Raw genomic sequence first — 18,569 nt, 5'->3', positions numbered from 1 at the left:
AACGCCACATCTTGCTTCTTATGAGCGACAAGAAGCAGCGCGTGCCCGCAAGGGCCAGTCCTGCGCCGGTCAAGCCTCAATCCAATGCCGGCGAGATCGACGCCTTCATCCGTCAGGCCCGGACGCTTGCCGCGTCCGCGACCGGCTCCGGGCGGCTGATCCTTGCGCTCGACGCCACGATGAGCCGCCAGCCGACCTGGGATCTCGCCACCAAGCTGCAGGGCGAAATGTTCGACGCCGTCGGCAAGGCCGGAACTCTCAGCGTCCAACTGGCCTATTTTCGCGGGTTGGGCGAGTGCCGCTCGTCGGCTTTTGTCGCCGATACTGATGCCCTGAAGCAGCTGATGACGCGGATCGACTGCCGTGCCGGCCACACCCAGATCGGCAAGGTGCTGGCGCATGCGCTGAAGGAAACGGCGGCGGCCAAGGTCAATGCTCTGGTCTATATCGGCGACGCCATGGAAGAGGATATCGACGACCTGGCGCAGAAGGCCGGGGGCCTCGGTCTGCACGGCGTTCCCGTCTTCGTCTTCCAGGAAGGCCATGATCCCGGCGCAGAAAAGGCGTTCAAGGAGATTGCGCGGCTGTCCAAAGGGGCTTGGTTCCGATTTGATCGGCGGGCTGCCGCGACCTTGGCCGGGCTGCTTTCGGCGGTTGCCGTCTATGCGACGGGTGGATTGAAGGCGCTCGAGGCAAGGGACAGGCCGGGAGATCGGCTGCTGATCGAGCATCTCAGGGGCGGCGGGAATTGATGGGCGCTATCATTGCACTTGTTGCACTGTTTCTGGTGCTGCTCGGCGCGGCGACGATCTTTGTCCGTGCCGATGCGCAAAAACTGGCAAGCGGCATGCGCACGCTCGGGCCGGTGCTTCTGGCGCTGGTTGGCCTTGCCGTGCTGGTGGTCGGGCGCGAAGGCATTGCCGGCCTCATCTTGGCCGCGGCCCTTGCCTGGTACGGTTCGATGCGAATGAAGCGGCCGTCGGTCGGGCCGGCGCCCGGCAAGCGCTCGACGGTGCGGACCGCCGCACTGGAAATGGAGCTTGATCACGATACGGGCGGGCTTGAAGGCCTGGTTCTGGCCGGCCGCCATGAAGGCAAGATGCTGGGCGCGATGGGCCTGGCCGAGCTGCAGCAGCTTTACCGCGAACTCCCCGGCGACCCGGAGAGCCGCCAGCTCCTAGAGACGTATCTTGACGGCCGTTTTCCCGTCTGGCGCAAAGACGCTGAGGCGAACGGTGGCGAAGGGCTGGGTGTTGCGCCAGGTGCGGGCGCCATGACTAAGGAGGAGGCCTACAAGATCCTTGGTCTTGAAGCGGGGGCCGCCGCGGCGGATGTCCGCAAGGCGCACCGCCGCCTGATGCAGCGCCTGCACCCCGACATCGGCGGCACGTCTTTCCTGGCGGCGCGGATCAACGAAGCCAAGGACGTCTTGCTCTCCAATCACAACTAGTCTCCTTCGACGCAGTAAATTTCCGGGAGATGGTTCCGACGCCGCCCTACTGTTGGACGGCGTAGCAGGCGATTTTCTTTTTCTTCAGGGCATTGCAGGCATTCCAGGCCGCGTCCTTCGAGCGGAAGCCGCCGAACCGGGCGCGGTAATAGGTCTCGCCATCCTTTTCGAAGGCGACGGTGAAACCGGAAGCAGCCCCAAGAACCTTGGGCGCCTGCTTGGCGGTCTTGTCGAGGAAAGCCTGGGCTTCGGACTGCTTGGGCGACGACGCTACCTGCACCGCCCAACCAGCCGGCACCGAGGCCGTGTTGACCGGGTCGACCGCCTGTGGGGATACAGGCGTGGGTTCGGCATAGGCAGCCACAATCTGCGCAGTTTCGACCTTCGGCGCCGTCACGATGACGGTCTTGACCTTCCTGGTCTTGACGACGGGGGCGGGCTCTTCGACCGCGGCCACCGTCTGTTCGTCGGCAGACTGGCCTTCAGCAGACTGCTCGTCAGCGGATGTCGGATCGTCATTGGACGCTACGGCATCGTCTTCAACGATCGGCTTGCCATCCGGCGTCGGCGCGTCATGCTTGGGCAGGAAGACCTTGGCCAGCGCCTTGACCGGATTGTCGCCGCCGGCCTTGGCGACCAGGGCGCCGCCGCCGCGGGTCGATGCGCGCGGCATGTAGGCGTTGATCAGGCCGGCCATCTGGTTGTCGCGGCTGCGCCCCGAAGTGCCGCCCATGACGACGGCGACGAGGCGGCGGTTGCCATCCGAAACCGACGAGACGAGGTTGAAGCCGGAGGCGCGGGTATAGCCGGTCTTGATGCCGTCGACGCCCTTGATGCGGCCGAGCAGACGGTTGTGGCCATTGATGCGCTGGCGGCCGTAAAGGAAGGAGCGCTGCGAGAAATAGCCGTAATACTGCGGATAATGTTCCCTGAGCGCTATGCCGAGCATCGCCATGTCGTGGGCGGTTGTGAACTGGCCGGGATCGGGCAGGCCGTTGGCATTGCGAAACACGGTGCCGTCCATGCCGAGCGCGCGCGCCTTGGCGGTCATCATGCGGGCGAAATTGCTTTCGCTGCCGCCGAGCAGTTCGCCGAGCGCGGTCGCCGAATCATTGGCCGACTTGGTCACCATCGACAGGATGGCGGTCTCGACCGAAACCGCTCCGCCCGCCTTGACGCCGAGCTTGGTCGGCGGTTCGGCCGCCGCTTTGGCCGAGAACGGCACGGGCGTGTTCCTGCTGATCCGGCCCTTCGCCATGGCCTCGAAGGTCAGATAGAGCGTCATCATCTTGGTCAGCGAGGCCGGGTAGCGCCGGCCGTTGGCATCGGACGAATAAAGCACCTTGCCGGTCTTGGCGTCGACGACGATCGCCGAAGACCTGGCGGCCATCGAGGACGCGGCATCCGCAACGACAAATGACATCGCCAAAGCGAGGATCATGATCGTTTTGAGGGAAGATGCGGATTTTGAACCGAAGACCGACAACGCCTGACGCACTGATAGTTCCTTTGAAACTCATTGCCCTGGAGGCGGCAAAGGGATCCGACCTCACTTGTCGTCAAACTATCGCGGCCAGCGTTACCAATCCGTTTATGGTAACCGGCGCGTTCACCATTTTCCTCGGGCTTGAGCCTTTCTTTATTCGAATTTTAGCTGTTGCCGGCGCAGCGCGGCCTGATGCCGCTGAAATCTTGACTTTTGTGCAGCGCACAATATATTCTCGTGCATTGCACAATCGCGCTCAGGCAAGGGCGCTTCAAAACGCCAAGGGAAACGTCAAATGACCCAGACCTACGAGGACTTCTCGAAATACGGCAAGGAGTTTGCCGATACCGGATTGAAGAGCTTCACCTCGCTCTCCAAGGGGGCGCAGGCGATCGCCGCTGAAGCTGGCGAATACACCAAGAAGAGCTTCGAAGCCGGCAGCGCCGCGGTCGAAAAGCTGTTCTCCGCCAAGTCGCTGGAAAATGCGGTCGAGATCCAGTCCGACTTCGCCAAGCAGAGCTATGAGAGCTTCGTTGCCGAGGCGACCAAGTTCGGCGATCTCTATGCCGATCTCGCCAAGGAGGCTTACAAGCCCTTCGAATCGATTGTCGCCAAGGCGAAGTAATTTCGCTCGAGAATACCAGGCACGGCCTTTCGGGCTTGCAAAACAGACCCGGTCGCGGATGCGCGGCCGGGTTTTTTCATGCCGGTTTCAATTCCGGGGCTTTGGCAGTTCACGATTTTGAAAATCCCCTCGGTTTGCCCACCTAGCCATATTGTCAGCTAACAAGAAGGGCTTAAAATCGTCCATCGAACACCTACATATCGAACTCGCATGGGGATTCGAAAGAGGCAGGACTACGTGACTTCAGGTTTGACTGCCACGACAAGCGTGGTGCGGATGCAAAGTGACGGCGACGGCAATGAGGCCGGTCGCGGCACAGCCGTCATTACGCGCACGAAGACCAAGACCAAGAAGCCCAGCCTTTACAGGGTCCTCATCCTCAACGACGACTACACGCCCATGGAGTTCGTGGTTCACGTCCTGGAGCGTTTTTTTCAAAAGGACCGCGAAGCCGCCACACGCATCATGCTTCATGTTCACAATCATGGGGTGGGAGAGTGCGGGGTCTATACATTCGAGGTGGCCGAGACCAAAGTGTCTCAGGTCATGGATTTCGCCCGACAGAATCAGCATCCGCTGCAATGCGTGATGGAGAAGAAGTGAGGTAACATGCCGGCTTTCTCCCAAGGCCTGGAAAAGGCGCTTCACCAGGCGCTGACGCTCGCCAATGAGCGGCACCATGAATATGCAACCCTAGAACATCTGCTGCTCGCCCTCATCGACGACACGGAGGCGGCCGCCGTCATGCGCGCCTGCAACGTCGATCTCGACGAGCTGAAGCACACCGTTCTGACCTATATCGACACCGAGCTCGATAATCTCGTCACCGGCTACGATGAGGATTCCAAGCCGACCGCCGGCTTCCAGCGCGTCATCCAGCGCGCGGTGATCCATGTGCAGTCGTCGGGCCGCGAGGAAGTATCCGGCGCCAACGTGCTCGTCGCCATCTTTGCCGAGCGCGAGAGCCATGCCGCTTATTTCCTGCAGGAACAGCAGATGACCCGCTACGACGCGGTCAACTACATCTCGCACGGCATCGCCAAGCGCCCCGGCGCATCGGAGACGCGCTCGCCGCGCGGCGCCGATGACGAGCAGGGCGGCCAGAACGGCGCCGAGCCGCAGGAGGAAGGCGGCAAGAAGAAGCAGCAGCAGGATGCGCTGACGGCTTATTGCGTCAACCTCAACAACAAGGCCAAGGCCGGCAAGATCGATCCGCTGATCGGCCGCGAGAGCGAAATCAACCGCACCATCCAGGTGCTGTGCCGCCGCTCCAAGAACAACCCGCTCTATGTCGGCGATCCCGGCGTCGGCAAGACGGCGATTGCCGAAGGCCTGGCCAAGCGCATCGTCGAAGGCGACGTGCCCGAAGTGCTGCAGGACGCCACCATTTTCGCGCTCGACATGGGCACGCTTCTGGCCGGCACCCGCTACCGTGGCGATTTCGAAGAGCGGCTGAAGCAGGTCGTCAAGGAGCTAGAGGATTATCCCGGCGCCGTGCTGTTCATCGACGAGATCCACACCGTCATCGGCGCCGGTGCGACGTCCGGCGGCGCGATGGATGCGTCGAACCTGTTGAAGCCGGCGCTGTCTTCGGGTGCCATCCGCTGCATCGGCTCGACCACTTACAAGGAGTTCCGCCAGTTCTTCGAGAAGGACCGCGCTCTGGTGCGGCGCTTCCAGAAGATCGACGTCAACGAGCCGACCATCGAGGACGCCATCGAGATCATGAAGGGCCTCAAACCCTATTATGAGGAATTCCACAAGGTGAAGTTCACCAACGAGGCGATCAAGGCTTCGGTGGAACTGTCGGCCCGCTACATCAACGACCGCAAGCTGCCGGACAAGGCGATCGACGTGATCGACGAGACGGGCGCCTCGCAGATGCTGGTGCCGGAAGCCAAGCGCAAGAAGACGATCGGCATCAAGGAGATCGAAGCCACGATCGCCACGATGGCCCGCATCCCGCCGAAGACGGTTTCGGCAGACGACGAGAAGGTGCTGCAAGGCCTCGACATCGAGCTGAAGCGCGTCGTCTATGGCCAGGACACCGCCATCACCGCGCTGACCTCGGCGATCAAGCTGGCGCGTGCCGGCCTGCGCGAACCGGAAAAGCCGATCGGCTCCTACCTGTTCTCAGGCCCGACCGGCGTCGGCAAGACCGAAGTCGCCAAGCAGTTGGCTGCCTCGCTCGGCGTCGAGCTGATCCGCTTCGACATGTCGGAATATATGGAACGCCACACCGTCTCGCGGTTGATCGGCGCGCCTCCCGGCTATGTCGGCTTCGACCAGGGCGGCTTGTTGACCGACGGGGTCGACCAGCATCCGCACTGCGTGCTCTTGCTGGATGAAGTCGAGAAGGCGCATCCGGACCTGTTCAACATCCTGTTGCAGGTCATGGACCACGGCAAGCTGACCGACCACAACGGCAAGCAGATCGACTTCCGCAATGTCATCCTTATCATGACCACCAATGCGGGCGCATCCGATGCGCAGCGCGCGGCGATCGGTTTCGGATCGACCAAGCGCGAAGGCGACGATGTCGAGGCCATCAACCGGTTGTTCACGCCGGAGTTCCGCAACCGTCTCGATGCGATCATCCCGTTCGGCTCGCTGCCGGTGCCGGTCATCCATCAGGTGGTGCAGAAGTTCGTCATGCAGCTCGAGGCCCAGCTCTCCGAGCGGGGCGTCACCTTCGACCTGTCGTCCGACGCGATCGCCTGGCTGGCCGACAAGGGCTATGATGAGCGCATGGGTGCGCGGCCGCTCGGCCGGGTCATCCAGGAGCACATCAAGAAGCCGTTGGCCGACGAGGTGCTGTTCGGCAAGCTCAAGAAGGGCGGCACGGTGCGCGTCACCGTCGAGAAGAAGGAAACCGGCGAAACCGGCCTGAAGCTCGAATCGCTGGCCGACGAAGCCCCGGTGCAGCCGAAGCAGGAGCCGGAAGAGACGCCGAAAGCCCGCAAGGCGGTGGCCAAGAAGCCCGTCGCCAAGAAGGCGGTGGCGCAGAAGCCTCAGCCCAAGGGCAAGGACGAGCCTGAGCCCAAGGGCAAGGATGGCGGCAAGCGCAGCCTGGTGCCGCAACTGCCGCGCAAGAGCTGAAAGGTTCGCCTATGAAGGGCCCGGTCACGGGCCCTTTTTTCATTGGCTGGCCGGTTTGCCGACACAGCGCCCCTGCTTTTCAGGGCAGATGTTGTTAGGTCAGGCGGCGACGCCCTCGGGTGCAAACTTGCCCAGGAAGTACCCGCACGCCTTCCAGATGGCGATCGAAATCAGAACGCTCGCATAGCCATCCACGGCATAATGCCAGCCAAGGACGACCGAGCCGACCATGATGATTGCGGCGAATGCCCACATCAAAAGGCCGGCCAACCGTGAGCGGCGTGTTGCATAAAGCGCGAAAAGCACCGCCATCGCTACATGCATGGACGGGAAGGCGGATATGCCGAGACTGCCTGGCGTCGCCCCGATATAGCCGCTCCACACAATGTCCTGCGTGCTGAGCGCCCAGATCGGATAGATGCGATCGGCGGCGGCGAGTGCTTGCATCAGGGAATGATAGTCGCTGCCCAGCCCCAGTCGCTCGTAAAAGCACGGCCCTGCCGAAGACAGGCCCATCGCCAGGAAAAAACCCGCCAGTATCCACACGAGCATGAAGCTCATCAGGAACTGGTGACGCAGCTTCGTGTCCCTGCGCGTGATGCAAGCGATGAAGACCGAGGCGATAAGGACGACGAACCAGGAATTGTAAGCCAGGTTGAACGATCTTACGGCGAGCGGCGACTGGACGATAAACCATAGCCATTCATGGGGCGCTCGGCCGAAATGCAGCACCCGGTCGGCCTGAGCCAATGCGTGATCCCATGCGAATGGCGAAAGGATCGCGACCGCGCCTTTCAACACACCGAAAGCGGATATGAGCGCAATGCACGCGGCCAGACCATTCAGGCTGTTGGCGTTGCGCTCGGCGTCGCCGAAGACGCCGCCGATCGATCGCAGAAAAGTGCCGAGCGGCTCAGGATCCCGCTTGATGAGTGCAAGGTGAAAAAAGCTGCCGAGTGCGAAGGCGCAGCCACCGATCCAGAAAGCGAAAAGAAGGTATTGGGAATAGTCTTCCAGCACGCCGAAATCCGGCATGTTTCCGGTGCGCAGGCCGACCGCGGCTGCCAAAAGCAGGGCAGCGATGGCCATCGCGTGCAGCAGGCGGTGTCGCCGGTACGCGTCCGCCAAGGTGCGCAGAAAGGCCCGCCCGGCAGCTGCTTTTACCAACGGCTCTGATGTCGCAACCGAATGTTCCACGATTTTGAAAACCCAAACGCATCCCGGTACGGAGCACGTTATCACAGCGTGGTTTGATATTTTCCTAACCGACGTGGTGGATTGTGGCTGAGCGCATCTCCCTGAGGCGCGCGCCACCTCAACCGTTCAGCGCTGCTCGGATCCTGGCCGCGTTCTCCGTCAGCACTTCGGGCTTCTCCATCTGCCCCGTATGCGGCTTGAGCGCGATGCCTTCGAACCGCGGGATGACATGGACATGTAGGTGGTAGACGGTCTGGCCGGACGCCGGTTCGTTGAACTGCAGGATGGTGACCCCGTCAGCGCCGAAAGCCTTTTTGACCGCCAGCGCGACCGTTTGGACCGTGGTGAACAGCCGGCCGAGCGTCGCGGGATCGGCATCGAGCAGATTGCGCGACGGTGCTTTGGGCACCACCAGCGTGTGACCGGGGCCTTGCGGCATCACATCCATGAAGGCGACCACGGCATCATCCTCGTAGATGCGGTGCGAGGGGATTTCGCCGCGCAGGATCTTTGCGAAGATATTGCTGGGGTCGTAGGCCTCGGTCATGGCGGCGCTCCGGGAGTATGCTCCCGGTGTAGCGAAGCTGTCCCGGACCGGCAAGATGGTCAGGTAAGATGGTCAGGCGAGGGCAGGCGCGGATCGCTATTCCTCAAGATCCTTGCGGAACGGCGTATGCTCTTCCAGAATTTCGCCCATCCGCTCGACCTCGCGCCGCTCACGCCGGAGATAATCGGCCACAGCATTGCGCAGGCCGGGATGTGCGATGTAGTGCGCCGAATGCATGGTCACGGGACGATAGCCGCGCGCCAGTTTGTGCTCACCCTGCGCGCCGGCCTCGATCACCTTCAGCTTGCGCTCGATGGCGAAGTCGATGGCCTGATGGTAGCAGACTTCGAAATGCAGGAACGGGTGGTCCTCGATGCAGCCCCAATTGCGGCCGTAGAGCGCATCGGAGCCGATGAAGTTGATGGCGCCGGCGACATAGCGGCCATTGCGCTTGGCCATGATCAACAGGATGTCCTGGGACATGCGCTCGCCGATCAGCGAGAAGAACTTGCGGTTGAGATAGGGCCGGCCCCATTTGCGGCTGCCGGTATCCATATAGAAGGCGAAGAAATCGTCCCACGCCTTTTCGGTCAGGTCCTTGCCGGTCAGCCGGTCGATCGAGATACCGTTGGCGAGCGCCTCGCGGCGCTCCTTCTTCATCGCCTTGCGCTTGCGCGATGCCAGCGTGGCGAGAAAGTCGTCATAGGTCGAAAAGCCTTCGTTGAAGAAATGGAACTGCTGGTCGGTGCGGTGCAGGAAGCCGGCTGCTTCCAGCGTTGCAACGTCGCTTTCATTGGCGAAGGTGACATGCGCGGAGGACACGCCGAGCTTTTCCGTCACCGCCTTCAGGCCCGCTGCGAGACCGGCCTTCACAATGGCGCTGTCCTCGCCCTTGCTGACCAGCAGGCGAGGGCCGGTGACCGGAGAGAACGGCACGGCGCATTGCAGTTTCGGATAGTAGTTGCCGCCGGCGCGTTCGAACGCATCGGACCAGCCGTGGTCGAAGACATATTCGCCCTGGCTGTGCGATTTGAGATAGCAGGGCACGGCGCCCAGCAATCTGCCTTGGGCATTTTCCAGTCTGAGATGATGACCTTGCCAGCCGGTGCGCCGCACGGCGCAGCCGGAATCTTCAAGCGCGCTCAGAAAAGCATATGAAACGAGAGGGTTATAGCCGTTTTCTGTGTCGCTGCGGGTTGTGCCGGTAAAGCCGTTCCACTCGTCGCATGTGAAGGCATTGATGCCGGCGGCGACGCGGATGGAGAACTCCGCATTCGCCGTTTGCCCATCGCCTTCGTCACCCTGATCCATGAGGCTTATTTAAGCTCTGTCGGGGCCGCTACAAGTCACGTTTCAGGCACTCCCATCAGGCGACTTTGACCAGATCGGGTTCGAACCCTTCGAACGTCATCTGGTCGGCGTATTTGAAGGTGAGATCCACCGCCGGCTGGTCATGCACCGTCCAGGTGATGACAGGCATTTTAAGCCTTTCGCGCACGAAGCTGACGAACGGGTTCGGCAGATCGCCCGCGGCATAGGAGGTGAAGGCGAGGTCATGCGCCAGCATGGCGAAATGCGCCTCGATCAACTGGTTGTCCTTGCCATAGGCCGTGAGCCCGCCCGGAATTCCTGGCGCATCCCTGGGGAAATCGCGGACCAGCCAGTGGTCGAACGACATGATCGCCGCCTTGCCCTTGTAGCGCTCCAGCATCTTGCCGACGCTCGCCACCAGGCCCTCGTCGTAGCCGGGCACGCCCTTCAATTCGACCACCAGAGGCACGCGGCCGTCGACCAGGTCGAGCACCTCCTGAAGTGTCGGCACATGGTCCTTGGTGCCGCCGATGCTGAGCGCCGCCAGTTCCGCTGCCGTGCGCTGCCAGACGAAGCCGTCCTGGCCGGTCAACCGCCTGAGATCGCCGTCATGAATGATGACGGGGACGCGGTCGGACGACAAATGCACGTCGCATTCGATCGCATAGCCGCGCTCGGCGGCAGCAGCGAAGGCCGACAGCGTGTTTTCCCAGCGCGTCTTGTTCATGTCGTGAAAGCCGCGATGCGCCACCGGGCGGGCGGTCAGCCAGGAAAGGTCGGTCATTGTCTTGGTCCTGCTCATGCGACCTCGAAGACGGCTTCGATTTCCACTGCGGCATTAAGCGGCAGACAGGCGGTGCCGACGGCGGAGCGGGCATGCTTGCCGCGCTCGCCAAGGGCCGCGACCAGGAAATCGGAGGCGCCATTGGCGACCAGATGCTGCTCGACGAAATCCGGCACTGATGCAACAAACACGGTAATCTTGACCAAACGCTGGATTTTTTCGAGATCGCCAAGTGCTGCTTTTGCCTGGGCCAAGATGTTGATTGCACAGTACTTTGCGCCTTCCTTGCCGGTTGCCGTGTCGACGTCGCGGCCGAGCAGGCCGCTTGCCTGCAGCTTGCCGTCCTTGAGCGGCAACTGCCCGGCGGTGAACAAAAGATTGCCGGACCTGCAATAGGGCACATAGTTCGCGGCGGGCGCTGCGGCGGCAGGTATCGTCACGCCGAGATCGCTTAGCCGCTTTTCGATTGTTTCACTCATCGTATTTCCCTATTGCTTGGAGACGCCGCGCTGGCCGGGCCGAAATTGCTATTTTTGCCTCGCTTCCGCCACGACTTTTTTTAAGCTGGACCATCTTTACCTGCTGCCTGCCATCAGCTGCGACGATCGGAGCCCCTTATGCGCGCAACGCGCCTTGCCTTCCACGCCGTTCTCTTTCCGGTGCTGTTCTCGATGGCTCCAGCCTTTGCCGTGCCGGCGCTGCAGGCGCATCGCGCCGTCTACGATCTTACCCTCGACAAGGCGTCGGACCGCTCGGGCATCACCGGGATTTCCGGCCGCATGGTCTATGAGTTCAACGGCTCGCCCTGCGAGGGCTATACGGTAAAATTCCGTTTCGTCACCCAGATCGCCACCGGCGACAACACCAGGCTGACCGACCAGCAGACGACCACGTTCGAGGACGCCGAAGGCAAGACCTTCTCGTTCGTGACCAAATCCTTCGTCGACCAGAACCTAGACAAGGAGGTCAAAGGCACCGCCACAAAAGAGACCAAGGGCCTCAAGGTCGATATCGACAAGCCCGAGAAGAACAGCCTCGAACTCGCCGCCACCCAGTTCCCGACCCAGCATCTGGTCGAACTGATCGGCAAGGCCGAGAAGGGCGAGAATTTCTACGAAACCAGCCTGTTCGACGGTTCGGAGGATGCCAACAAGGTGATGACCACCACCGTCATCGTCGGCAAGAAGGCCGAGGGCGACAAGGCCGACCCCGAAGCGCCGGCGCTGGCCAGACTTGCCGGCGACAAATACTGGCCGGTCGACATCGCCTATTTCGACGAGACCGACAAATCGGGCGAAGAGGTGCCGGAATACCGCATCAGCTTCAAGCTGCACGAGAACGGCATCACCCGCGACCTCACAATGGACTATGGCGAGTTCTCGATGACCGGAAAGCTGGTCAACCTGTCGCTGTTCGATCAGACCAAGCCTTGCCCGGTCTCGAGATAGCAACAATGCGGCGCTGGCCACGGCAGGCTTGATGGCAGTTCCCGATGGCGGTCTATGTCGATGCGGCGATCTGGAAATGGGCCGGCCATCGCTGGTGCCACCTGATGGCCGACGATACGGACGAACTGCATCGTTTCGCCGCCGAGCTTGGCGTCAAGCGTTCGTCCTACCAGGGGCCGCCCAGGACATCGGCGCCGCACTATGACATAACCGGCTTCGAGCGCGACCGGGCGGTGCGGCTCGGCGCCATCGAATGCAGCCGCGAGGAGATCGTTGCGATCTTCAGGCGCGTACGGGTACCCAACGGAAAGGGCCGATCGTGACGCTAACGGCATTCCTGGCTTATTGCCTTGCCATCACACTTGCCGCCGCCACGCCGGGACCGGCGATGTTCACGGTGATCACCAACGGCGTGGCACGCGGCTTCCTGCGTGCGTTCGTCGCCGGAATGGGCATTGCCGCCGGCGATGCCGTGCTGGTCACCCTGGCACTGCTCGGGCTGGTGGCGCTGGCCCAGACCTTCGAATGGGTGTTTCTCCTGTTGAAATACGCCGGTGCGGCCTACCTGATTTTCCTCGGCATCAAGATGTGGCGGGCCGCGGCCGCGCAATCGGCCGCGCAAGGAATCCCCCAAACCGGATTGTCGCGTTCGTTCCTGCTTGGCGCCTCCGTGGCGCTCGGCAACCCGAAGGCGATCCTGTTCCACGCCTCGATCATGCCGCTGATCCTCAACCTCGACACCATGACGTTTGCCGACGGCCTGCTGGTGGTGGCAGTCGTCGTCGGCGCCAATATTCTCACCATGGGCATCTACGCCGCGCTGGCGGGCAGGGCATCCGGCTGGTTCAGGACGCCCGAACGCATGCGGCTGATTAACCGGTTCGCCGGCAGCGCCATGATCGGCACCGGAGCGCTGATTGCCGCACGCTGAGCGATGAAGCACCTCACCGCTTGCGTTTGCAGCGCTTCCCCTCTATATGCGCGCTCATTCCACACACGGACTTTGGTGTCTGCCCGGGAGAAATCCGGCTGAAACCTCCGGTGGCGTTCGAGGACAAAGTCCAAAAATGCCTGTGTCCGTGGAGGCTAACCGGAAAAGGAACTAAGAATGGCACTGCCTGATTTCAGCATGCGCCAGCTTTTGGAAGCTGGCATTCACTTCGGCCACCAGACCCACCGCTGGAACCCGAAGATGGCGCCTTACATCTACGGCGCCCGCAACAACATCCACATCATCGACCTGTCGCAGACGGTGCCTTTGCTGCACCAGGCTCTGAAGCAGGTTTCCGACACCGTTGCCAAGGGCGGCCGCGTGCTGTTCGTCGGCACCAAGCGCCAGGCGTCCGACATCGTCGCCGACGCCGCACAGCGTTCGGCCCAATACTATGTCAACTCGCGTTGGCTCGGCGGCATGCTGACCAACTGGAAGACGATCTCGAATTCGATCCAGCGCCTGCGCAAGCTCGACGAGATGCTGGCCGGTGAGGCCCAGGGCCTGACCAAGAAGGAACGCCTGAACCTCGACCGCGAGCGCGAGAAGCTCGACAAGGCGCTCGGCGGTATCAAGGACATGGGCTCGACCCCCGACCTGATGTTCGTCATCGACACCAACAAGGAAGCGATCGCCATTCTCGAGGCCAAGCGCCTCGGCATTCCGGTCGTTGCCATCATCGATTCGAACTGCGATCCGGACAAGATCGACTTCCCGATCCCCGGTAATGACGACGCGGCGCGCGCCATCCAGCTCTATTGCGACCTGATCGCCAAGGCTGCCATCGACGGCATCGCCCGCCAGCAGGGCGCGCTCGGCGTCGACATCGGCGCCTCGGTCGAAGCTCCGGTCGAACCGGCGCTTGATCCGGCTCCGGCCCCGGCTGCGGACGCTCCGGAAGCTTGACAATCGAAGGCCGGTTGCGGCCTTCATCATTCTCATATTTGGCACGCTAGACGGACGCATCATCGAGTACCGGTGGTGCGTCGGTGCATTTAAAACAAAGAGGCGACAATGAGCATTTCGGCTGCACAGGTCAAAGAACTCCGCGACTTGACCGGCGCGGGCATGATGGACTGCAAGGCGGCGTTGACGGAGACCAACGGCAACATCGAAGAGGCCGTCGACTGGCTGCGCAAGAAGGGCATTTCCAAGGCCGACAAGAAGGCTGGCCGTACTGCCGCCGAAGGCCTGATCGGCGTCGACTCCGGCGTCCGCGAGGCCGCCATCGTCGAGGTTAACTCCGAGACCGATTTCGTGGCCCGCAACGAGCAGTTCCAGGAGATCGTTCGCAATGTCGCCAAGGTCGCGCTTGCTTATGGCACGACGGAGGCTGTCTCTGCCGCAAAGTATCCGGGTTCGGACAAGTCGGTCACTGACACCATCAAGGACGCCGTTGGCACCATTGGCGAGAACATGAGCTTCCGCCGTTCGGCCAAGCTCACCGTCCCGCACGGTGCTGTCGCAACCTACGTCCACAATGCGGTTGCCGATGGTCTTGGCAAGCTCGGCGTTCTGGTCGCGATCGAGACCACGGGCAATGAGCATGCCGCCAACGCCTTTGGCCGCCAGGTCGCCATGCATGTCGCCGCCACCAACCCGCTGGCGTTGACCGCCGAGCAGATCGATCCGGCAGCGGTCGAGCGCGAGAAGGCGATCTTCGCCGACCAGGCGCGCCAGTCCGGCAAGCCGGAAGCGATCATCGAAAAGATGGTCGAAGGCCGCCTGCGCAAGTTCTACGAGGAAGTCGTGCTCCTCAAGCAGGCCTTCGTGCTCAATCCCGACATCACTGTCGAGCAGGCGCTGAAGGATGCCGAGAAGGACATCGGCGCTCCGGCCAAGATCTCCGCCTATCTGCGCTTTGCGCTGGGCGAAGGCATCGAAAAGGAAGAGACCGATTTCGCGGCGGAAGTCGCGGCGGCGGTGAAGAAGTAGTTTTAAAAATAGCCCCGAAAAGGGCTTCTCAGCTCAGGCAACTCGGCCGGGTGTCCGCAAGGATGCTCGGCCAATTTCTTGTGCGGTGTCGATGAAGGCCCTGAGCTTTGGCGCCATCGACGCCCTGCGCGGGAAGTAGAGGAAGAGGCCGGGCTCCTCGATCGCCGTTTGCGGCAGGATCTGAACGAGGCGGCCGGCGGCCAATTCCGCGCGCACCAGCGGCTCGAACACATAGGTCAGCCCGACGCCGGCAAGCGCAAGGTCGATCGCGGCCAGCGAATCGGTGACGATGACCGTACCCTTCGTCTCGGCCACGACATCCTTGCCGTCCTCAGTCAGGTCCCAGCGATAGAGTGCGCCGGAGCGCACAAGCCGGTAGCCGATGCAATTGTGGTCCGAAAGATCCGCCACACCGCGCGGACGGCCATGCCGGCCGACATAGGCGGGGGAGGCGACGATCACGGCGTTGAATGGCGGCGTCAGCCGGACCGTGACCATGTCCTGTGCGATCATCTCGCCCAGCCGGATGCCGGCATCAAAACCCTCGCCGACAATGTCCACCAGCCCCTGGTCGGTGAGCAATTCGATGGTCACATCAGGATAGCGTTCAGCCATCGCGGCGGCCACGGGAGTGACGGCAAGTGGAACGGCGATGTTGGGAACGTTCAACCTGAGCAAGCCGGAGGGCCGGCCCTTGATGGCTCGGATGCGGTCCATCCGGTCGGCGATATCCTGGAGGGCAGGGGCTGCCGTGTCCACCAGCGCCTTGCCGGCTTCCGTCAGCGAGACGCTGCGCGTGGTGCGCGCAAACAGCGGCTGGCCGATCCGCTCCTCCACGAGGCGCACCGCATGGCTGACGGCGGATGGGGACATGCCCAGTTCTGCCGCAGCTAGCGCAAAGCCGCCGCGTCGGGCAACGGCGACGATGACAGGCAAATGACTGAGCAGATCCCGATCCATTCATGCATGATATCGCATAGTCCTTGCGAACACTTCAATCTTCTCGATGCCGACAGGCTGACCCATATTGCCATCACCGATGCACAAAGGAGAAGAGAGATGGATGCCTTGAAACACGCTACCTTCGCCGCAGGCCTTGCCCTAGCGCCGGTCGATGCCGGCGGCGCCGAGCCGTCCGGTTGGCGCGCGCTCGCCGACGAACGCGCCGTCATCCGCATCGCCGATGCCATCGACCGTGCCGTCGATGCGCAGGACTGGAAGCTTGCCCGCTCCTATTTCGCCGACCGTGTCACCGTCGACTTCAGCAGCCTGTCAGTACAGCCTGCCGCCACCATCCCCTCCGACAATCTGATCGGTACCTGGGCCGGCAACCTCAGGGGCAGCAAGACCAGCCTGCATCTGCGCACCAATCACCAGGTGATCTTTGAGGCGGACGCGGCGACCGTCTCTTCGAACGGCTATGCCTGGAACCGGATGGAAGGCAATGGCGACCCGCTGTGGGAAGTCTGGGGCACCTACGAGCACCATCTGGTTCGCTCCGGGACCGGCTGGAAAGTCGACGGCTTCGTTTTCCGCGCCACGCATGAGCGCGGCAATCCCTGGGTCAAGATGACGCCTGGCCAGTGAGCCGGCGTCAAGAAATCAGGATAGGAAAAACACCATGACCATGAGCTATTACACACTGGGCAACAGCGGCCTGCGCGTCAGCCGGCTGGCACTGGGCACCATGACCTTTGGCACCGAATGGGGCTGGGGCGCGGACAGGGAAACCGCGCGCGCCATGGCCGACGCCTATGTCGAGGCCGGCGGCAATTTCTTCGACACCGCCGACCTCTACACCGGCGGCACAGCCGAAACCTGGCTCGGCGAATTCATCGCCGAGCGAGGCTTGCGCGACAGAGCGGTGATCGCCACGAAATTCACCTTCAACGCGGAGCCCGGCAATCCGAACGCCGGTGGCAATGGCCGCAAGAACATCTTGCGCGCCGTGGATGCCTCGCTGAAGCGGTTGGGCACTGACTATATCGACCTCTACCTCCTCCATGTCTGGGACGGGCTGACGCCGGCCGAGGAGGTCATGCGCACGATGGATGATCTCGTGCGTGCGGGCAAAATTCGCCATGTCGGCCTGTCCGATGTGCCGGCCTGGTATGCTGCCCGCGCGCAGACGATCGCCGAGTGGCGCGGCTACGAGCCGGTGTCGGCCCTGCAGCTTGAATATTCGCTGGCGGAGCGTTCGATCGAAAATGAGTTCGTGCCCTTCGGCACCCGCCATGGCGCAGGAATCATGGTGTGGAGCCCGCTGGCCAGCGGGCTGCTCAGCGGCAAGTACCGGCCGACGCAGGAAGGCCATGCCGGCCGGCTCGACGGCTTTCGCAACACCACTCATCCGGGGTTCCAGAAGTTCACCGAGCGCAACTGGGCGATCGTGGCGGAGCTCGAAAAAGTTGCCGCCGAACTCGGACGCAGCATGGCGCAGGTCGCGCTCAACTGGGTGGCAACGCAACCGGGCATCGCCACCGTGATTCTTGGCGCCACCAAGCTGGCGCAATTGCAGGACAATCTGGCGGCGTTGGATTTCACTTTACCCGCCGAGCTTCGCGCGCGGCTGGATACGGTCAGCAAGACACCGCCGCCATTCCCGTACGCCTATTTCGGTTCCGACATACAAGCCCGGGTTACCGGCGGCGCCGTGACCGGCGACAAGCCGTTGGGTTATGCGCCGCCGCTGCTGGTCGAGGGCGACGCCGTCAGCATCACCAGCAACTGACGGGCCGCGACGGAAGGCGGAATTGGGCGAGGGGCGCCGCGTGACATCGCGGCGCCCTTCGTGTATCGGAACTCGGCATCGCGCCAGCGGCGGCGCCCGCGCGAGGGCGGCCTGCCCAGGCTGCCACACGCAACAATGACGAGGTCCAGATGACGGCAAAGCCCCTCTATCGACGTGTCCTGCTGAAAGCGTCGGGCGAAGCGTTGATGGGCGAGCAGCATTTCGGCATCGATGTCTCGGTGGTCGACCGAATCGCCGCCGACATCGCCGAAGCCCGCGCACTTGGCATCGAGGTCGGCGTCGTCATTGGCGGCGGCAATATCTTTCGCGGCGTGGCGGTGGCATCCAAGGGCGGCGACCGCGTCACCGGCGACCACATGGGCATGCTGGCCACCGTCATCAACTCGCTGGCGCTGCGCACCTCGCTGAACAAAATCGGCGTCGATGCCGTCGTGCTGTCGGCCATCGCCATGCCCGAACTTTGCGAGAGTTTTTCCCAGCGCCAGGCCACCGCCTATATGAACCAGGGCAAGGTCGTCATTTTCGCCGGCGGCACCGGCAATCCGTTCTTCACCACCGATTCGGCCGCGGCCTTGCGCGCCGCCGAGATCGGCGCCGACGCGTTGTTCAAGGGCACCCAGGTCGACGGCGTCTATTCGGCCGATCCCAAGAAGGATCCGAATGCGACCCGCTTCGAGCGCATCAGCCATGCCGAAGTCATCAACAAGGGCCTTTCGATCATGGATACCGCCGCAATTGCACTTGCGCGCGAAAACAACATCCCGATAATCGTCTATTCGATCCACGAAAAAGGTGGTTTCGGCGATATTCTGCGGGGCGGCGGCCGTTGCACGATCGTCGCCGACGAGTGACCCGGAGTATACTCTCCTAAAAAGGGGATCAGTTTTCGAAAGCGGGTCCGAATATAGGCCCTAAGCAGTGAACCCGGATCAAACGGGTCGAGG

At 62.4% G+C, this 18,569-nt stretch carries 21 protein-coding genes; 14 read left to right on the top strand and 7 right to left on the bottom strand.

All coding sequences use genetic code 11. From position 1 onward, the window contains the following. Positions 1 to 20: 20 nt before the first annotated feature. Positions 21 to 752, top strand: a complete 732-nt coding sequence (locus X751_RS146820; RefSeq protein WP_023745121.1) for a hypothetical protein — start codon at positions 21 to 23, stop codon at positions 750 to 752. Next, positions 752 to 1,450, top strand: a complete 699-nt coding sequence (locus X751_RS146825; RefSeq protein ID WP_023700739.1) for a DnaJ domain-containing protein — start codon at positions 752 to 754, stop codon at positions 1,448 to 1,450. Before X751_RS146820 ends, X751_RS146825 begins: the two co-directional genes overlap by 1 nt. A 46-nt stretch (positions 1,451 to 1,496) precedes the next feature. Here X751_RS146825 and X751_RS146830 read toward each other — a convergent pair whose 3' ends face one another. Beyond that, a complete protein-coding gene (locus X751_RS146830; RefSeq protein ID WP_023745120.1) occupies positions 1,497 to 2,948 on the bottom strand; it encodes a D-alanyl-D-alanine carboxypeptidase in 1,452 nt (483 codons plus the stop codon). Positions 2,949 to 2,959: 11 nt separating this feature from the next. Between X751_RS146830 and X751_RS1000000167015 the strand changes: the two genes are divergently transcribed. From X751_RS1000000167015 to clpA, 4 genes are all read left to right on the top strand, one after another. After that, positions 2,960 to 3,235 carry a hypothetical protein gene (locus X751_RS1000000167015; protein ID WP_023726657.1) on the top strand — a complete coding sequence of 92 codons (276 nt, stop codon included), beginning with the start codon at positions 2,960 to 2,962 and terminating at the stop codon, positions 3,233 to 3,235. Beyond that, positions 3,232 to 3,561: a phasin family protein gene (locus X751_RS146835; RefSeq protein WP_023745119.1), complete on the top strand. Its 330-nt coding sequence runs from the start codon at positions 3,232 to 3,234 to the stop codon at positions 3,559 to 3,561. The genes X751_RS1000000167015 and X751_RS146835 overlap by 4 nt, the downstream gene beginning before the upstream one ends. A gap of 276 nt (positions 3,562 to 3,837) precedes the next feature. Beyond that, positions 3,838 to 4,164, top strand: coding sequence for an ATP-dependent Clp protease adapter ClpS (gene clpS / locus X751_RS146840; protein WP_023671012.1), 327 nt, complete (start codon positions 3,838 to 3,840; stop codon positions 4,162 to 4,164). Positions 4,165 to 4,170: 6 nt separating this feature from the next. Continuing rightward, the gene (gene clpA / locus X751_RS146845; protein ID WP_023684681.1) at positions 4,171 to 6,660 is read left to right on the top strand and encodes an ATP-dependent Clp protease ATP-binding subunit ClpA; all 2,490 of its coding nucleotides are present in this window, start codon (positions 4,171 to 4,173) and stop codon (positions 6,658 to 6,660) included. Between the two features lie 99 nt (positions 6,661 to 6,759). Here the strand turns inward: clpA and X751_RS12055 are convergent, their stop codons facing one another. The 5 genes from X751_RS12055 to X751_RS146865 form a co-directional block, all read right to left on the bottom strand. After that, a complete protein-coding gene (locus X751_RS12055) occupies positions 6,760 to 7,902 on the bottom strand; it encodes a phosphatase PAP2 family protein (RefSeq protein ID WP_245265788.1) in 1,143 nt (380 codons plus the stop codon). Between the two features lie 73 nt (positions 7,903 to 7,975). Further along, positions 7,976 to 8,404 (bottom strand): HIT family protein, encoded by a 429-nt coding sequence (locus X751_RS146850; RefSeq protein WP_023745118.1) that lies wholly within the window; start codon positions 8,402 to 8,404, stop codon positions 7,976 to 7,978. Positions 8,405 to 8,500: 96 nt separating this feature from the next. Beyond that, a complete protein-coding gene (locus X751_RS146855) occupies positions 8,501 to 9,715 on the bottom strand; it encodes a GNAT family N-acetyltransferase (RefSeq protein ID WP_023745117.1) in 1,215 nt (404 codons plus the stop codon). Positions 9,716 to 9,770: 55 nt separating this feature from the next. Continuing rightward, the gene (locus X751_RS146860) at positions 9,771 to 10,499 is read right to left on the bottom strand and encodes a glycerophosphodiester phosphodiesterase (RefSeq protein WP_023745116.1); all 729 of its coding nucleotides are present in this window, start codon (positions 10,497 to 10,499) and stop codon (positions 9,771 to 9,773) included. A 14-nt stretch (positions 10,500 to 10,513) separates the two neighbouring features. Beyond that, positions 10,514 to 10,978 carry a RidA family protein gene (locus tag X751_RS146865; protein WP_023693441.1) on the bottom strand — a complete coding sequence of 155 codons (465 nt, stop codon included), beginning with the start codon at positions 10,976 to 10,978 and terminating at the stop codon, positions 10,514 to 10,516. Between the two features lie 138 nt (positions 10,979 to 11,116). Here X751_RS146865 and X751_RS146870 point away from each other — a divergent pair, with 138 nt between their 5' ends. The 5 genes from X751_RS146870 to tsf all read left to right on the top strand — a co-directional run bounded on the left by X751_RS146870 (position 11,117) and on the right by tsf (position 14,873). Next, entirely contained in the window at positions 11,117 to 11,947 is an 831-nt protein-coding gene (locus tag X751_RS146870) for a cell envelope integrity EipB family protein (RefSeq protein ID WP_023745115.1), read from the top strand. Between the two features lie 44 nt (positions 11,948 to 11,991). Next, positions 11,992 to 12,270, top strand: coding sequence for a DUF4031 domain-containing protein (locus tag X751_RS146875; RefSeq protein WP_023671020.1), 279 nt, complete (start codon positions 11,992 to 11,994; stop codon positions 12,268 to 12,270). Further along, positions 12,267 to 12,878 carry a LysE family translocator gene (locus X751_RS146880; protein WP_023688582.1) on the top strand — a complete coding sequence of 204 codons (612 nt, stop codon included), beginning with the start codon at positions 12,267 to 12,269 and terminating at the stop codon, positions 12,876 to 12,878. The genes X751_RS146875 and X751_RS146880 overlap by 4 nt, the downstream gene beginning before the upstream one ends. 177 nt (positions 12,879 to 13,055) lie before the next feature. Further along, positions 13,056 to 13,844 (top strand): 30S ribosomal protein S2, encoded by a 789-nt coding sequence (rpsB, locus tag X751_RS146885; protein WP_023671022.1) that lies wholly within the window; start codon positions 13,056 to 13,058, stop codon positions 13,842 to 13,844. A 108-nt stretch (positions 13,845 to 13,952) separates the two neighbouring features. Next, positions 13,953 to 14,873: a translation elongation factor Ts gene (gene tsf / locus X751_RS146890; protein ID WP_023684688.1), complete on the top strand. Its 921-nt coding sequence runs from the start codon at positions 13,953 to 13,955 to the stop codon at positions 14,871 to 14,873. 33 nt (positions 14,874 to 14,906) lie between these two features. On the opposite strand, the gene X751_RS146895 is transcribed toward tsf, so the two are convergent. Continuing rightward, the gene (locus X751_RS146895; RefSeq protein WP_023671024.1) at positions 14,907 to 15,833 is read right to left on the bottom strand and encodes a LysR family transcriptional regulator; all 927 of its coding nucleotides are present in this window, start codon (positions 15,831 to 15,833) and stop codon (positions 14,907 to 14,909) included. Between the two features lie 99 nt (positions 15,834 to 15,932). Between X751_RS146895 and X751_RS146900 the strand changes: the two genes are divergently transcribed. The 3 genes from X751_RS146900 (at position 15,933) to pyrH (ending at position 18,476) form a co-directional block, all read left to right on the top strand. Then, the gene (locus X751_RS146900; protein WP_023745114.1) at positions 15,933 to 16,460 is read left to right on the top strand and encodes a nuclear transport factor 2 family protein; all 528 of its coding nucleotides are present in this window, start codon (positions 15,933 to 15,935) and stop codon (positions 16,458 to 16,460) included. Between the two features lie 34 nt (positions 16,461 to 16,494). After that, positions 16,495 to 17,604, top strand: a complete 1,110-nt coding sequence (locus X751_RS146905; protein WP_023745113.1) for an aldo/keto reductase — start codon at positions 16,495 to 16,497, stop codon at positions 17,602 to 17,604. Between the two features lie 149 nt (positions 17,605 to 17,753). Further along, positions 17,754 to 18,476, top strand: a complete 723-nt coding sequence (gene pyrH / locus X751_RS146910) for a UMP kinase (RefSeq protein ID WP_023671026.1) — start codon at positions 17,754 to 17,756, stop codon at positions 18,474 to 18,476. Positions 18,477 to 18,569 lie beyond the last annotated feature (93 nt).

It is taken from the genome of Mesorhizobium sp. LNJC394B00 (assembly GCF_000502555.1).
Classification (GTDB): domain Bacteria; phylum Pseudomonadota; class Alphaproteobacteria; order Rhizobiales; family Rhizobiaceae; genus Mesorhizobium.
The sequence above is the reverse complement of the archived record's forward strand: the minus strand, read 5'-3'. Positions and strand labels throughout refer to the sequence as shown.

Bases quoted from the DNA above. Each gene is read 5' to 3' on its own strand.
- X751_RS146820 (WP_023745121.1), top strand. From the start codon at position 21: ATGAGCGACAAGAAGCAGCGCGTGCCCGCAAGGGCCAGTCCTGCGCCG.
- X751_RS146825 (WP_023700739.1), top strand. From the start codon at position 752: ATGGGCGCTATCATTGCACTTGTTGCACTGTTTCTGGTGCTGCTCGGC.
- X751_RS146835 (WP_023745119.1), top strand. From the start codon at position 3,232: ATGACCCAGACCTACGAGGACTTCTCGAAATACGGCAAGGAGTTTGCC.
- clpS (WP_023671012.1), top strand. From the start codon at position 3,838: ATGCAAAGTGACGGCGACGGCAATGAGGCCGGTCGCGGCACAGCCGTC.
- clpA (WP_023684681.1), top strand. From the start codon at position 4,171: ATGCCGGCTTTCTCCCAAGGCCTGGAAAAGGCGCTTCACCAGGCGCTG.
- X751_RS146850 (WP_023745118.1), bottom strand. From the start codon at position 8,404: ATGACCGAGGCCTACGACCCCAGCAATATCTTCGCAAAGATCCTGCGC.
- X751_RS146855 (WP_023745117.1), bottom strand. From the start codon at position 9,715: ATGGATCAGGGTGACGAAGGCGATGGGCAAACGGCGAATGCGGAGTTC.
- X751_RS146860 (WP_023745116.1), bottom strand. From the start codon at position 10,499: ATGACCGACCTTTCCTGGCTGACCGCCCGCCCGGTGGCGCATCGCGGC.
- X751_RS146865 (WP_023693441.1), bottom strand. From the start codon at position 10,978: ATGAGTGAAACAATCGAAAAGCGGCTAAGCGATCTCGGCGTGACGATA.
- X751_RS146870 (WP_023745115.1), top strand. From the start codon at position 11,117: ATGCGCGCAACGCGCCTTGCCTTCCACGCCGTTCTCTTTCCGGTGCTG.
- X751_RS146875 (WP_023671020.1), top strand. From the start codon at position 11,992: ATGGCGGTCTATGTCGATGCGGCGATCTGGAAATGGGCCGGCCATCGC.
- rpsB (WP_023671022.1), top strand. From the start codon at position 13,056: ATGGCACTGCCTGATTTCAGCATGCGCCAGCTTTTGGAAGCTGGCATT.
- tsf (WP_023684688.1), top strand. From the start codon at position 13,953: ATGAGCATTTCGGCTGCACAGGTCAAAGAACTCCGCGACTTGACCGGC.
- X751_RS146895 (WP_023671024.1), bottom strand. From the start codon at position 15,833: ATGGATCGGGATCTGCTCAGTCATTTGCCTGTCATCGTCGCCGTTGCC.
- X751_RS146900 (WP_023745114.1), top strand. From the start codon at position 15,933: ATGGATGCCTTGAAACACGCTACCTTCGCCGCAGGCCTTGCCCTAGCG.
- X751_RS146905 (WP_023745113.1), top strand. From the start codon at position 16,495: ATGACCATGAGCTATTACACACTGGGCAACAGCGGCCTGCGCGTCAGC.
- pyrH (WP_023671026.1), top strand. From the start codon at position 17,754: ATGACGGCAAAGCCCCTCTATCGACGTGTCCTGCTGAAAGCGTCGGGC.